Genomic DNA, 13,117 nt, shown 5'->3' with positions numbered 1-13,117 from the left:
GTCAGTGGCTCCGCGCGGCGCGTCGAGTCCTGCATCGGACGGCTCATATCGGCCATAAAAACACACCCAATATACTGGGCATAACGGTCAGTACGATTTCAGCCGTTGTACTCGGTGTCGACATGTACGAAACCCACGACCGAATCATCAGCGACGACCCGCTCACGACCGAACTCCCGATCGATCTCCAGACGACACTCGGCGACTTCCTCGGCACCGACTCAGTCGAGACGCTCGCAGCGTGGATTACCGAAGTCCGCACCCACACGGATGCGGGGCCGATTTCCATGGATGAACTCTGTCACGCCGACGAGGAAACCCCACACTGGGGCGAACTCGACGGTGAACGGTATCACTTCATCTGCTTTTACGATGCTGTGATCCTTGCAGCTCTCGCTGACGACCCCGTCGATATTCACACTGAAAGCCCGAGCGGCGAGCGAATCGAAGCGACCGCCGTCGGCACCGACGCGTTGACTGTCGAGCCCGAATCGGCCGTCTTCTCGTTCGGGTACAGCACCACCGCCGCGCCCGACGAGCCGTCAATCGAGACGATGTACTCGGCCGGCTGTCCCTACGTCAAGGCGTTCCCGGACGCGGCCGCCTACGAGCAGTGGGCCGGAACCGTTGACGCCGATACCGTCGCCCTCCCGTTGTCCGGGGCGACCGATATCGCTGCCGCGCTCGTCGAGTAGCGACGCGACAGCCGCACCGGACCCAAGAGTTTAGCCTGACTCACGCGAGCCACTATCCATGCGCGAAGCCGACCTCCATATCCCCGAGTCGTCGTTCGAGGCGATGGGGATCGGCGATCTCCTGTCGCTCACGCGGGCCGCGGGACTCGTTGAGCTGCAGGAACTTTCCTGTCGCGGCGGTGGGGCCGTCATCCAATCGACGGTCGAAACGCGGTACGACGAGGCGGCTCTCGATGATCTCGACTACGTCGAAACATGGACTCATATCGCGGCACGAGACGACGCTCATGTGTACGTCATCTCCTTCACCGCACCGGACGTTCCGGACGCCGTCGGCGACGCAGCCGAGGCCCTGATTGGGACGTGCGAACCGAGTGTTGGTGCTGACGGTGCAACCATGTCACTCGTCGGCCCGCAGACTGCGATTGCGCAGCTGGTCACCGAATACGAATCAGCCGGCGTTTCGCCGGATCTCCAGGGACTCACCGATCATACAGGGACGGCCAGCCCACTCGCTGACCTCACTGAGCGACAGCGCGAGGTTATCGAGACGGCGTGGGAGATGGGATACTACGATGTCCCGCGGTCGGTTTCGACCGATGCTGTCGCGGCCGAATTGGCGCTTGATGCCTCGACCGTCACTGAACATCTTCAGCGAGCGGAGCGAAACCTGCTTTCGACGCTGCTGTAGGACTGAAATACCGCCTGCTTAGGCGACCGCTTCGAACCGCAGTCGCTCGTCCGGAATCGTCTCTCCGTCGTGGCCGAGAATCGTCTCGAACGTCAGTGTCACCGACGCGGGGGCGACCGGCTCGGTAAAGTGAATCGTAAACAACGCCGTTGGATCGGTGATCTCGCCGGCCTCGCCCGTCATATCGACGGCTCGCGCGCGGACGAAACTCGCGCCTTCGCCGCCCTCGACGATTTCGAAGTATCGCTGGAGTGCGCCCGCCTCGACGGATTCGATGTCGGCGGCGTCGCAGGCGACCCGCGCCGTGTACTTCTGGACGCCGCGTTCGGCCTCGCTGACGACGACACGGACGGTCGCCGTTTCGCCTTCGCTGGTCATATGCTGGGGTTGGCCGCGGGGGGCCTGTGGCTTTCGATCCGGCTATCCGACGACGAACGCTCGGCTGTAGTCGGTGATGTTCTCGTAGCCGTCCTCGGTGACGATGACGATGTCCTCGATCCGGATGCCGCCCACCTCGGGGTCGTAGAGCCCGGGCTCGACGGTGATGACTTGCCCGGCTTCGAGGTCGCCGCCCTCGGGGCTGAGCCGCGGGTATTCGTGGATAGCGAGACCGACGCCGTGGCCCGTGCTGTGGATGAAGCCCACCTCGGTCGTCGGGTCGGTGCGGAACGTCGGCAGGCCTGCCTCTTCGTAGACCTCGCAGGCGGCGGCATGCACGTCCGCGCCGCTCGCGCCCGCTTCGACCGCATCGAGTGCGGCGTCGAGTGCTTGCTCGGTGAGGTCGTACCACTCTTGCAGCGTGTCGTTCGGCTCGCCCACACAGAACGTCCGCGTCATATCTGAGTGGTAGCCGGTCTCCTTGTCGCGCGGGAAGATGTCGATGATGATCGCCTCCTCGGCGTGCAGCGGCCCGCTGCCGCGCTCGTGGGGGTCGGCGGCCTGTCGCCCGCCGGCGACGATCGTTGAATCGAGCCCGCAGCCGTATTCCAGCAGCGTTGCCTCGATCTCGTGTTTGACGCGCTCGCTGGTCAGGGCCTCGCCGTCGTGGACGAGCGTTCCATCGGCATCGACGTCGGCGGCTGCAAGCAACGACTCTGCGGCGTCCATCGCGCGTTCGTTCGCGTGCTGTGTGTCGCGGATGTAGTCGAGTTCGGTCGGTGTTTTGACTGCCCGAAGCTGCATCAGCCGGTCGTCGTTATCGACGGTGACCGTGATCCCGTGATCGCGGAGGCCGTCGGCCGTGTCCAGCGGGAATCGTTCGGGAACGAGGACGCTCTCGACGCTTTTGTCAGCGAGGAAGGCGGCCCGGACGCGGCGGTCGGCCTCGCGTGCGCCGTGGTCCGCGACGAGTTGCTGGCGGTCGTAGTCGGCCGGTCGCTCGACGGTGTCAGCGCGGCTCTCGGTGACCGCGCGGCCGTATTCGAGCCCGGAGACGAGGAGGGCTATCCCGTCGGGTCGATAGCAGGTCAAAAACGGGTCGGGGGCGTCGAACCCCGAGAGATACCGTTGGTTGGCGTCGTCGCCGTCGGCGTCGATGAGATAGGCGTCGATCCCGCGGTCGGCGAGGTGCTCGGCCAGCGGGCTGAAATCCGGCTCCATGCAGGGGATGATGGTAGCGAGACAGGTAGGTTTCCCGTTTTTGAAATCGAGTGGCAAACCCTAAGCCCTCGGCGTCGGACTCCCTCGTATGCGACTTGAGGAGTACTGGGGTGTCGGCCCGAAGACGGCCGAGCTGCTTCGGGAGTCACTCGGCGAACCCGAGGCCATCGCGGCCATCGAGGACGCCGACATCCGGACGCTCACGGCGGCCGGCCTCCCCCGCGGCCGGGCGGTCAGGATTCTCCGGCGAGCGAAGGGAACTGCCGGCATCGACGTGTTAGGCACCAGCGACACGCGCAGCGTCTACGACGAACTGCTCGCGCTGGCCAGTGAGTACGCTGTCACTGACCACGCCGCTGACCGCATTCGCGTGATGACGCCGCTGACGAGCCGCGAAGCGATGGCCGACCGGCTGGACGACGTGCTGGCGGCCAAAGACGCGTGGCTCGCACTCACTGATGATGAGCGCGCACGCGTTACTGACGCCTTCGATGCCTACGACGAGGCCGGCGGCACCGACAGCGCGGCCGTTGAGGCCGCCCTCGAACTCAAAGCCGTCGGGCTGGCGGGCGCGACGTTTGACGCATTGGCCGACATCGACGACGACGCCCTGCGGGAGGCGAAGGGCGCGCTCGGCTATATTCGTGAAACGGATGACGGCCCTGAAGTGATCGAGGGCGCGGACGACGAACTCGACGGGCTGCGGGACCAGCGGGAGGCGGCCGCCGACCTCAACGACGCCGCTTTCGACATCATCGATACGGTTCGTAGCGACGGCGTCCGAGATATGGAAGCCCTGCAGGCTGGTGTGGTCGATCACATCGCGGCCGAAACCGGGATTACACAGAGCCGAATTCGGTCGGCTGCGGCCGACGACGCCGTTGACGCGGCGGATTTCGTCTCCCAGACGTTGCGCTCGCTTGTCGATGAACTCGACAGCGAGGTCGCCGATCGGGAAGCGACCGTCGCTGACGACCTCCGCGCGCGGATCGGTGACGCCGAAAACGACGTTGACGCGGCTGTCGGCGCGATCGGCGACATCGCATTGTCGCTCTCGCTGGGTCGGTTCGCCGCCGCCTTCGATCTCCAGCGACCGACACTCGTCGACGACGGACTGGCCGTCCACAACGCTCGCAATCTCTTTCTCGACGGCGACGTGCAGCCGATCACGTACGCTGTCGGGAACCACGGCCTCACCGACACGAACCGTGCGATTTCGCCGCCGACCGGCGACCGGGTGACCGTGTTGACGGGCGCGAACTCCGGCGGGAAAACGACGCTACTGGAAACGCTGAGCCAAGTCGCGTTGCTGACGGCGATGGGCCTGCCCGTTCCCGCGGCGGCGGCCGAAGTCGGGCAGTTCGATACGATCGTTTTCCACCGCCGACACGCCTCGTTCAACGCCGGCGTGNTGGAATCGACGCTGNNNTCNNTCGTGCCGCCGCTNACNNNNGNNGGNCGGACGCTGATGCTCGTCGACGAGTTCGAGGCGATNACCGAGCCCGGCCGCGCGGCNGACCTGCTNNACGGGCTGGTCTCGCTGACGGTTGACCGCGAGGCCCTCGGCGTCTACGTCACCCACCTCGCCGACGATCTGAGCCCGCTGCCGGAGGCCGCCCGGATCGACGGCATCTTCGCCGAAGGGTTGGATCAGGATCTCGATCTCCGCGTCGATTACCAGCCGCGGTTCGGGACGGTCGGCAAATCGACGCCGGAGTTCATCGTCTCGCGGCTCGTCGCCAATGCCTCCGATCGCGCAGAGCGGGCGGGCTTCGAGTCGCTGGCGGCCGCGGTCGGCGAGGAGGCCGTCCAGCGGACGCTGTCGGACGTGGAGTGGCAGTAGGCGGCCGTCGGATCGCGCTTGGTCGGCTGATTGAACCCCCAACCGGCGTACTGTTCCGGTACGTTTAATACCGAAACCGGACGCTGTGACGGTATGAGTGGACGACCCCTCGATGTTCTTGAGGCGTCTCTAGAGGACCCCGTTACCGTCCGGCTGAAGGACGGCACCGCCTTCACCGGCTCGCTTGCGGGCTACGACCAGCATATGAACGTCGTGCTCGACCCGCCGGCCGGGCTGGAGGAGGACGATCCCGCGGAGGGCGCGGTCGATGAGATCGCCGTCGAGGCGGTCGAAGACACAACGATTATNCGCGGCGANAACGTCGTNTCGATNNANCNATGACCGGNGCNGGTACGCCATCTCAGGGGAAGAAGAACAAGACGACGCACGTCAAGTGTCGACGCTGCGGCGAGAAATCCTACCACAGTCGGAAGAAGGTCTGCTCCTCGTGNGGCTTCGGNAANTCNGCGAANCGNCGCGACTACGNGTGGCAGNNGAANGCCGGCGACAACTAAGCGGCCACGGTTTTCGCGGTTTGTTTCTTCCCTCGGTTTTCGAACGCACTACTCGGTAGTGGTATCACTACCGTGGCTGGCCGTTGGTTCGAAGCCATACAGCCCGCTCCGGCCAATCAAGAGTTTAAATTCTCGCAGGTTGTTCCGGTCGCTTCCGGTTGGTTCCAAATCGATGGTAAGCGTCACGTTGGGAGATTTCCGATCTAATTCCTGTTCGATGTTTTTATTTAGTAATTGGGGTTTGGGTGTGCTCTAACTCAAATTCATCTCACATGCAGAATTGTATTCAGGAGGAAGCATCTGAAGCGTTTGACTGCGTTTCTTGTTGAGCATCTTCGTCATCATTGTCTCCTTCATTGATCTTCCAGAGAATAGAGCCGAATACGATGATTAATCCAAGGAGCCAGCTTATGACTATCATCCAGATATTGATGAAGTGAAGCTGTGGGATCGTGAACTCTGTTACAGTATCTAAGTAAGCAAAGATGGGTACAACGACTGAGAAAATAATCGTAGCTACGTTGGCCCACAATGTAGGTTTCAATTCTTCAGGATTCAGGCCTTCCAGATCGCGTCTAAGACGTTCTTCTCTGTTCTCCAAGATATTGATCTCGGTTTCTAATTTCCTAAGCTCATCCTGTTCTTCGGCCAGACTCTTCTGTTCCGAAGCTGCCAATCCTACAGTATTTTTAGCTAAACCGGCGGTCACTGGATCAGGCCCAGATAAATCCTCTAGTAAGGAAGATGTTTTTGAGGGGTCATGGTCTGATTCAAATAGAGAAGGTGTGTCAAGCGAGGGCTTACTATCTACAACTTCATCGTATTTTGTTTCTAATGCTTCTACAGTATTCTCATTCAGTTCGGAGAGATCGTATTTTTCCTTGTATTTCTCGATAAACTCTTCCAGACTCAGGGACTCTGGAAAATCAGATTGAACATTGATATCGACATCACCATCCTCTTGCTTTTCCTGTCTTTTTTCTTTCACCATCTCCCTGAAGCTCTTCCTATCTGTGTCATCCTCGTAGCTTTTACCTCTTCCTCGGTACTTGTCGGCAAATGAAGAGGTTATTTTGTCCAAGATTTGTTCCTCAATCTCCGGCATCCGGTCTTCCAAGATATCTCTGTGCCGATGTTTTATTGGCTCTTTTTCAAGATCCTCCGGTGAATCCTTACCTTCAAAATCTATCAACTGCTGGTAGAGTTCATCTACAGTGATATTTTCTATTGGAGTCGGATTTGTCGGAGGAATGGCGATGTCGATGAAACTATCTACATTTTCTTCTGCAAGTTCGTTGTAATCTTTTTCTCTTTTTTCTTCAAGTTCATCGACGTTTTCTTGATGCGTATCTCTACGTGGTCTGAGTCCTTGCAGTTCTTCACTGCTACGCTTAAGTTCATTTTTGATCTGTCTTCGTTCGGATTTGATCCGTACGTAGTTATTCACGAGTAGAGCTGTTAGGATAGCTACAAAGACGGAGGCGGAGGCGGCGAGAGATCCGTAGAAAGCACCAGTCATTGATTATTTTACTGTTTGATGTCTTGTTGCTAATAGGTTTCCGTGTCCAATTTGCCCTTCGAATTTCTGCCTGAGAGAAACCAATATTACTTAATGTTCAAAATGTTTGAACTATCGTAGATGGGAACCTATCTCGATATTATACAACAGCGTTGGTCATCAAAAGATCCATCAGATCGGATAGTAGGGTATTTAGGTAAATTAATCGTCGAAGGCAGTCTATTTTTGATTATCTCAGTTATCATATCTGCTCTACTAACTCTGATATCGGATTCCTTTTCTTCTCCATTCGCCTCCGAATTAGTTGGGAGTATAACATTTATTGGGATATTTCTTCTGCTGTTTAAACAGAGCTTTTGTGATATTGTTCCTGTAGATGAACCGAAACCGCAGACTGAATGAAACGTAAGGTTCTGGACCTATCGTGGGCGGGGACGCAGGTCATCAATGAGGGTCTGAAAGATATTGAGTAGTGATTGGTCTAGTTTCAAAGCCTCCCAATCGATCTCGTTGGTGGTTTTCCCGAGGCCTTTCAAGAGTCGTGAAGTCACCAATAGAGTGAATGAAGCGAGACCACCGAGGCTAATTGGCAAGGAATGGTAAGCAGTCTCTGTCTCGTAAATAGGATAGAGTAGAGCGATTATCAATGCTCCCGGACCACTCCCTGCAATGTACGCTGTATTGGCGAATACAATCGTAGTGAAGAGTACTGCGTTGAAGTATAGCAAGTAAGACAGTTTAGTCAACAACCCTTCATCAGATGTGTTTTCGCGTTCCTCTGGAGGAGTGTGCATTCTCCACACTGCTAGCTCTTGACCGAAATATATGGACCATCCAACGATTCCCAGTACAACGTATGAGAAGAATTCTGGCACGCCGGAAGAGAACACCACCACTGGAAGACCTAAAACAAATAAGAATACAACTAACGATACCGTCGAAATAAGCGTTTGTTTGAGATAGTGAGCTGAAATGGATAGAACACTATCTTTTCTCATTACTTCTCATCTACGGTAGAGCCGCCTAAAACTGTTCCTCTCACCTTGCGGTAGATTATTCCATCAACGCTTACTAGCAGCAAGTAATGAGTGATTCGGTTGAGGCCGCAGTCAATGTTATTTCTCTAATAGTAGCAGGTGTTGTAATATTCTCCATCTATACTACAATAACTGGTGGCGATCCAAGTCCATTTATCAATCTTGTGTCGTCAATCCTGCCAAATATCATCGTAGGTGCGCTTATTGCTGTAATCATTGTCACGGTAATAGAGTCAGTAGCTGACTAATTCTATTGAGTACGAGGGTCTTGATATACTGTAACAGCTGGGAAGGACGATTTGAGTATTTCTAACGACTATTCTCCACTACATCAAGTAAGAGTGTAGACTTCCCCCGATGCCTTACCCCGTTTAATTAAAACTAATCAATCATATCCCATCACTCATTGTTCGATACGATCAGATAGAGCTCTCCGAATCCACATTGTAGCATAGATCAAGTGGTTTTCTGACATGACCAACTCACCTTTGGTTGAAATATAATTAAGCGTAAATAAGTTATTTAAATATAGCTGTATATATGCCCAGTAATGTTCGCAACAGCAAAAGATATCTTGCCCTCCAAGTCAGGATATGCCTCCAGAATCGCTGATATCCTGCTATACGAGTGGGGATACACCAAAAGGAACTGTAATGAATGCGGGATAGAGTTCGAGCCGAGAGACAGGCGCAATTTGCGTATTGGTGAGTGCAATGCCTGTACGGCCGAAAGGATACACGACCTTGAAATCTGGCTAGGTCACGGCTTTCATGAGGAAACAGTCGCTGCTCGTCGTGATGATGGAGAATATTTGTGTGCTGTGACAGGTGGGTTCCACCCTATAGAAGATCTCACAACGACACGATTGCCAATATTCCCCGACCGGCACCAGCGGCCGAGCACGAATCGCGCCGTTTCTGTTCGAGTATTAGACCGGACAGATGTGTTAAATTGGGCAGCAGAGGTAACAGAAATCAAACGCGATATGAGATTGTGGTCTAGGTATGATAAGAGTGATCGATTAAACGAATTGCGGGCTGATCGTCCAGAGCATCCTGAGCGACATTTGAGTAATTATCAACTAAGGGTAGGTGCCTACTACGGCGTCCCACGATACCATCGGCCCGATCCGTCGGATCAGGTTATCATCTACTACGGAAAACACGGAGCCGAAAAGGTGCCACCACGTCCTGAGTTGCTCGATAGGTCATTTACACCCAAACATGATTGGGGCCCCACGACCAGTAAGAACAGTGCTGCGGTCACAGCAGTGAGTCTCGCAGCTCACGCGTTTGATGACCAGACCGCATCCGGGAAGGGGTACCCGTTGGGCAATGACTTCATTTCAAATAAGCGTTTCAAGGCTTCTGAGGGAATATGGGAACTCCACCTCGACGAACTCAAAGGGTGGGTCAAAAATATTCAATAAAAGAAAATTCCTCGCATCTTCGCAGCCGTGAGATTTCTGCGTCTGGACTTATTGCTCGGAAATTTTATCGTCACCATCTACGGTATCCGTCATGTCCGAACGCAAATCATCCAACTCCCCAAGCAGGTCGTCAATCGACGGCCGGTCGAACGTCGAACTCCCTTTGTGAACATACGCAACTTCTGGCGGCGATGATCGGCGATCAAGGATCACGACCTCGGGCATCCGCCCGAAGAAATCGCTGAACCGACCGAGAATCCCGAAGCGAACGGGCTGGTCGTACGCCGCCCCCACGTCTGCCTCGGGATCAGCGAGCAACGGATACGGCAGATCGTATTTCGCCTGCCACTCCTCGACTTTTTCAATCGGCTCGGGAACGATAGAGACGACTTCCGCGTCGCGGTCGTGAAACTCCTCGATCCGGTCAGCGATCGTCTGCACCTGCTTGCGGCAGTTCGTACAGTAGTGATCTCGCTGGAAGAACAGCACGACAAAGTCGATCTCATCGGGCAGTTCGTCGATCGAAAACGGATCGGGACCGCTGGCGACGTTCGGCAGCGAGAAATCGGTGGGAGGGCTGTCCATAGTGATTGTAGACGGTGTTCGGATAAGAAGCTGTGTGAGCTGTTTCGGTGTAGAAAGCCCTCGACGCTTTCGGCTCCCGGGACTCGCTGCGCTCCTCGTCGTTCGCGCTGCTCACTCCTGCGGTGCTTGCATCGTCCGGGTTCGCCGAAACCGTCTCGCCCTTTCAGTCCGCCAGGAGGCGGTTGGTTCCCGGCACAGAATCGTGTGTTTGATCGGGTGTTTCTCAATCTAAAGCGGCCTCAATCGCCGCGACGACTTCCTCGGTCGTCGGCACGTCGTGACCCTGACAGAGCCGTTTCCCGCCGACGACCATCACCGGCGGGTGATAGCCGCCGTAGCGGAGCGCGCCCAAAACGTGGGTCCACCACGAGCGCACCGTCACGCGCACGTCGGCATCGACCTCTGCGGCGGCCTGATCGGCCGCGCGAACGAACAGATTGCACTCCCGGCAGAAGCTCTCCGGGATGCGGAGTTTGCCGTGGTAGCCGGTGACGATGTAGACCGTGATTTCGAGGTCGGCGGCCGTGCCGCTCGATCGCCACGGCAGCAGCGACGCCACCGGGATCGAGGCGGCCGACTCGTCGGCTGCCTCTGCAGTCTGGCTCATCTGCGACGACGTAGGTCGCCACCGGATATCCCCGTGTGGTCGCTGTGCGTCGCCGCTGCACGACCGCCCAAGCGATTAGCCACCCCGGGCTGTGGCTGGCCCATGAGCGCGCGTCGCCACCTGTCGTCAACAACGAGCCTCTGTCCGGACTGCCTCCAACGCGTCCCCGGCGAATACGTCACCGACGAGGAATCAGTCTATCTGCAGCGCGAGTGCGACGAGCACGGCGAGACGACCCGCAAAGTCTGGGATTCGCTGGACCACTGGGAGTGGGCCGAGCGGTTCGAGCCCGACGCCGACTTCGACCCCACCGGCGAGTTCACCGTCGACAACGACCACGCCTGTCTGGCCGTCGTCGAAGTCACCTCGGACTGCAACCTCTCGTGTTCGTACTGCTTTGCGAGTTCCGGCCCCGGCGGCACGCACAAACCCTTCGAAGAGATAGAGAGCCTCTTTCAGACCATCATCGACAGCGGCGGACCGCGACCCATCCAGCTCTCGGGCGGCGAGCCGACCGTCCGCGACGACCTGCCCGAACTCGTCGAGCGCGCCGGCGAGATGGGGTTCGACCACATTCAGGTCAACACCAACGGGATCGCCTTAGTCGAACGCGACGGCTACGCCGAGCGGCTGGCCGAGGCGGGCGTCACCGCGATCTATCTCCAGTTCGACGGCCTCCAGCCTGAAACCTACGAGGCAATCCGCGAGGTTGATCTCGCCGACACGAAACGCGCCGCGGTCGAAGCCTGCCGCGAGGCCGGGCTCTCGGTCGTGCTCGTCCCAACCATCGTTCCCGGCACCAATGACCACGAGATGGGCGATATCGTCCGCTACGCGCTGGCCAACCGCGACGTGGTGGAGGCGGTCAACTTCCAGCCGGTCGCCCACTTCGGTCGCTACGAGAAAAACGAGGGCCGATTCTCGCTGGACACAGCCGCGAAACGGCTCGCGGAAGGGTTCGACGGCCTCAACGCCCGCGATCTGATGCCGGTACCCTGCTGTTCGGCCTACTGCCAGTCGGCGACCGGACTGCTGCCGAGCGACGACGGCCCGATCCCAGTAACGCGGTTCCTCTCCGATGATCTCTTCACCAACGTCTCGGGCATGGTCGATGAGAGCGACTGGATGGAGTTGATCGCCAAAACGCCGGCCGGCGAAGAAGCGGCCTGCAAGTCGGCCAGTTGCTGCGGCGGTGACGAACTCTCGCTGCCGGCGGGGGCCGACGAGATGCTAGACCGTGTGCTCCCGATTTCACTCACTGGATTCATGGACGCCGACGCGGCCGACGCCGAACGCCTCGATAACTGCTGCATTTCGGTCCCAACTGAGGACGGCGACCTCGTCCCCTTCTGCGGCTACAACATGACGACCGACGACGGCGAGTACGCCCTGCGGAACCGCAACGACTGGGGCGGCCGCCCCGCTGTCAACGAACCAGTGCCAGCCGACGACGAGAGCGATCTCCCTACGGAAGAATCGACCTACCAGCCCGAGGAATCGACCGCCAGCGACGACTGACCATGCAGGGACTGCCCGAAACCGCACTGGCGAACCCGTGGGGAACGCTCCGCACGGTGCTCGATGGCCCATTGCATCCGGGCGGCCGCGAGGCAACCGAGGCGTTACTGGATCGTGCCGGCGTGGATGCCGGCACCCGCGTCCTCGATGTCGGCTGTGGGGCCGGTGAGTCGCTGGCGGTCGCCCGCGACCGCGGCGCGCGAGCGGTCGGCCTCGACCGCGACCCCGGCGACTCGACGGCGATCCGCGGGGAGATGACCCAACTCCCAGTCGCCGACGACAGTATCGAGGTTGTGCTCGCCGAGTGCGTCATGTGTCTGGCAGCCGACCGCGAGCGCGCGCTTGGCGAGGTCGCCCGCGTCGTCGACCCCGGCGGCCGGCTCGCGCTGTCGGATGTCGTCGTCGAGGGTGAAATCCCTGACCTGCCTGAGCCACTTATCAACGCGCTCTGTCTCCAGCAAAGCCGGAGCCGCGAGGAAACCATCGCCGGAATCGAGGCGGCTGGCTTCGTCGTCGACGACGTGCGCGAGCACCGCGACGATCTCTTGGCGATGCAGGAAACAGTGCAAGATCGTGTCGACTACGAGGGACTGTTGGGGCTCATGGGCGACCGCGGCCAGCGACTCCTGGACGGGATTCACGAGGCCGAAGCCGCCGTTGAGGACGGCCGAATCGGCTATATCTCACTCGTCGCTGAACGCAGCGAGTGAGTGGATGGAATCGGTCGACAGAGCCGGAAATATTCATGTTCGTGCATAGATTCTACCGTTGACACGGGCGAGACGACACAAACACGAGGCTTTTTAGAGAACGACGACAGTAGGAACGGTATGGAACCCGGCCGGGATTCGACATCCCAGTCTCTCGACGAGCTGACCGAGAAATGCGGCGTCGTCGGGATCGCACTGGAGGATCGACCCGTCGCACGACCGCTNTANTACNCGCTGTACGCGCTCCAACACCGNGGNCAGGAGTCNGCNGGCATCGTCACCCACGACGGNTTNCAGCAGCACNNCCACGTCGNGATGGGNCTCGTCGGCGACGCNTTCNNCGAGNNNGACCTCNACNNCCTNNNCGGC

The 13,117-nt window shown here is 58.5% G+C and carries 14 protein-coding genes and 2 pseudogenes (1 of these 16 cut by a window edge); 10 read left to right on the top strand and 6 right to left on the bottom strand.

Annotated features, from left to right (window positions below; genetic code table 11):
• The first annotated feature begins 122 nt into the window (after window positions 1-122).
• Both merB and EGH24_RS09915 read left to right on the top strand, forming a co-directional pair.
• Complete coding sequence (merB, locus tag EGH24_RS09920) at window positions 123-695, top strand: organomercurial lyase (protein WP_142979993.1); 573 nt, start codon at window positions 123-125, stop codon at window positions 693-695.
• 58 nt (window positions 696-753) lie between these two features.
• On the top strand, window positions 754-1,386 hold the full coding sequence (locus EGH24_RS09915; protein WP_142979992.1) for a helix-turn-helix domain-containing protein: 633 nt from the start codon (window positions 754-756) through the stop codon (window positions 1,384-1,386).
• 18 nt (window positions 1,387-1,404) lie between these two features.
• Here the strand turns inward: EGH24_RS09915 and EGH24_RS09910 are convergent, their stop codons facing one another.
• Both EGH24_RS09910 and EGH24_RS09905 read right to left on the bottom strand, forming a co-directional pair.
• Window positions 1,405-1,764 (bottom strand): hypothetical protein, encoded by a 360-nt coding sequence (locus tag EGH24_RS09910; RefSeq protein ID WP_142979991.1) that lies wholly within the window; start codon window positions 1,762-1,764, stop codon window positions 1,405-1,407.
• A 42-nt stretch (window positions 1,765-1,806) separates the two neighbouring features.
• Entirely contained in the window at window positions 1,807-2,985 is a 1,179-nt protein-coding gene (locus EGH24_RS09905) for a M24 family metallopeptidase (RefSeq protein WP_142980232.1), read from the bottom strand.
• Window positions 2,986-3,073: 88 nt separating this feature from the next.
• On the opposite strand from EGH24_RS09905, the gene EGH24_RS09900 reads away from it, so the two are divergent.
• The 3 genes and pseudogenes from EGH24_RS09900 to EGH24_RS09890 all read left to right on the top strand — a co-directional run bounded on the left by EGH24_RS09900 (window position 3,074) and on the right by EGH24_RS09890 (window position 5,343).
• Window positions 3,074-4,828 carry a DNA mismatch repair protein gene (locus EGH24_RS09900; protein ID WP_142979990.1) on the top strand — a complete coding sequence of 585 codons (1,755 nt, stop codon included), beginning with the start codon at window positions 3,074-3,076 and terminating at the stop codon, window positions 4,826-4,828.
• Between the two features lie 93 nt (window positions 4,829-4,921).
• Complete coding sequence (locus EGH24_RS09895; RefSeq protein WP_142979989.1) at window positions 4,922-5,170, top strand: LSM domain-containing protein; 249 nt, start codon at window positions 4,922-4,924, stop codon at window positions 5,168-5,170.
• Window positions 5,167-5,343 (top strand): annotated as a pseudogene (locus tag EGH24_RS09890) (50S ribosomal protein L37e). Before EGH24_RS09895 ends, EGH24_RS09890 begins: the two are co-directional and overlap by 4 nt.
• A gap of 286 nt (window positions 5,344-5,629) precedes the next feature.
• Here EGH24_RS09890 and EGH24_RS09885 read toward each other — a convergent pair.
• Window positions 5,630-6,862, bottom strand: coding sequence for a hypothetical protein (locus EGH24_RS09885; protein WP_142979988.1), 1,233 nt, complete (start codon window positions 6,860-6,862; stop codon window positions 5,630-5,632).
• A gap of 419 nt (window positions 6,863-7,281) precedes the next feature.
• On the bottom strand, window positions 7,282-7,860 hold the full coding sequence (locus EGH24_RS09880) for a hypothetical protein (RefSeq protein ID WP_142979987.1): 579 nt from the start codon (window positions 7,858-7,860) through the stop codon (window positions 7,282-7,284).
• A gap of 86 nt (window positions 7,861-7,946) precedes the next feature.
• Here EGH24_RS09880 and EGH24_RS09875 point away from each other — a divergent pair, with 86 nt between their 5' ends.
• Window positions 7,947-8,147: a hypothetical protein gene (locus EGH24_RS09875; RefSeq protein WP_142979986.1), complete on the top strand. Its 201-nt coding sequence runs from the start codon at window positions 7,947-7,949 to the stop codon at window positions 8,145-8,147.
• Window positions 8,148-8,449: 302 nt separating this feature from the next.
• The gene (locus EGH24_RS09870; protein ID WP_142979985.1) at window positions 8,450-9,328 is read left to right on the top strand and encodes a hypothetical protein; all 879 of its coding nucleotides are present in this window, start codon (window positions 8,450-8,452) and stop codon (window positions 9,326-9,328) included.
• A gap of 48 nt (window positions 9,329-9,376) precedes the next feature.
• Here the strand turns inward: EGH24_RS09870 and EGH24_RS09865 are convergent, their stop codons facing one another.
• Window positions 9,377-9,913, bottom strand: a complete 537-nt coding sequence (locus tag EGH24_RS09865) for a peroxiredoxin family protein (RefSeq protein ID WP_142979984.1) — start codon at window positions 9,911-9,913, stop codon at window positions 9,377-9,379.
• A gap of 223 nt (window positions 9,914-10,136) precedes the next feature.
• Window positions 10,137-10,520, bottom strand: a complete 384-nt coding sequence (locus EGH24_RS09860; protein WP_246057963.1) for a hypothetical protein — start codon at window positions 10,518-10,520, stop codon at window positions 10,137-10,139.
• A gap of 102 nt (window positions 10,521-10,622) precedes the next feature.
• On the opposite strand from EGH24_RS09860, the gene EGH24_RS09855 reads away from it, so the two are divergent.
• From EGH24_RS09855 to purF, 3 genes and pseudogenes are all read left to right on the top strand, one after another.
• On the top strand, window positions 10,623-12,038 hold the full coding sequence (locus EGH24_RS09855) for a radical SAM protein (protein WP_246057962.1): 1,416 nt from the start codon (window positions 10,623-10,625) through the stop codon (window positions 12,036-12,038).
• Window positions 12,039-12,040: 2 nt separating this feature from the next.
• Window positions 12,041-12,748, top strand: coding sequence for a class I SAM-dependent methyltransferase (locus tag EGH24_RS09850; RefSeq protein ID WP_142979983.1), 708 nt, complete (start codon window positions 12,041-12,043; stop codon window positions 12,746-12,748).
• Window positions 12,749-12,868: 120 nt separating this feature from the next.
• A pseudogene (purF, locus tag EGH24_RS09845) lies at window positions 12,869-13,117 on the top strand (amidophosphoribosyltransferase); it runs 1,269 nt beyond the window's last position.

It is taken from the genome of Halonotius terrestris (genome assembly GCF_006861665.1).
In the GTDB taxonomy this organism is placed as follows: Archaea; Halobacteriota; Halobacteria; order Halobacteriales; family Haloferacaceae; genus Halonotius; species Halonotius terrestris.
The sequence above is the reverse complement of the archived record's forward strand: the minus strand, read 5'-3'. Positions and strand labels throughout refer to the sequence as shown.

Excerpts from the sequence above, each read along its gene's own strand:
- EGH24_RS09910 (WP_142979991.1), bottom strand. The coding sequence starts at position 1,764 with ATGACCAGCGAAGGCGAAACGGCGACCGTCCGTGTCGTCGTCAGCGAG.
- EGH24_RS09915 (WP_142979992.1), top strand. The coding sequence starts at position 754 with ATGCGCGAAGCCGACCTCCATATCCCCGAGTCGTCGTTCGAGGCGATG.
- EGH24_RS09875 (WP_142979986.1), top strand. The coding sequence starts at position 7,947 with ATGAGTGATTCGGTTGAGGCCGCAGTCAATGTTATTTCTCTAATAGTA.
- EGH24_RS09905 (WP_142980232.1), bottom strand. The coding sequence starts at position 2,985 with ATGGAGCCGGATTTCAGCCCGCTGGCCGAGCACCTCGCCGACCGCGGG.
- EGH24_RS09865 (WP_142979984.1), bottom strand. The coding sequence starts at position 9,913 with ATGGACAGCCCTCCCACCGATTTCTCGCTGCCGAACGTCGCCAGCGGT.
- EGH24_RS09885 (WP_142979988.1), bottom strand. The coding sequence starts at position 6,862 with ATGACTGGTGCTTTCTACGGATCTCTCGCCGCCTCCGCCTCCGTCTTT.
- EGH24_RS09855 (WP_246057962.1), top strand. The coding sequence starts at position 10,623 with ATGAGCGCGCGTCGCCACCTGTCGTCAACAACGAGCCTCTGTCCGGAC.
- EGH24_RS09860 (WP_246057963.1), bottom strand. The coding sequence starts at position 10,520 with ATGAGCCAGACTGCAGAGGCAGCCGACGAGTCGGCCGCCTCGATCCCG.
- merB (WP_142979993.1), top strand. The coding sequence starts at position 123 with ATGTACGAAACCCACGACCGAATCATCAGCGACGACCCGCTCACGACC.
- EGH24_RS09880 (WP_142979987.1), bottom strand. The coding sequence starts at position 7,860 with ATGAGAAAAGATAGTGTTCTATCCATTTCAGCTCACTATCTCAAACAA.
- EGH24_RS09850 (WP_142979983.1), top strand. The coding sequence starts at position 12,041 with ATGCAGGGACTGCCCGAAACCGCACTGGCGAACCCGTGGGGAACGCTC.
- EGH24_RS09870 (WP_142979985.1), top strand. The coding sequence starts at position 8,450 with ATGTTCGCAACAGCAAAAGATATCTTGCCCTCCAAGTCAGGATATGCC.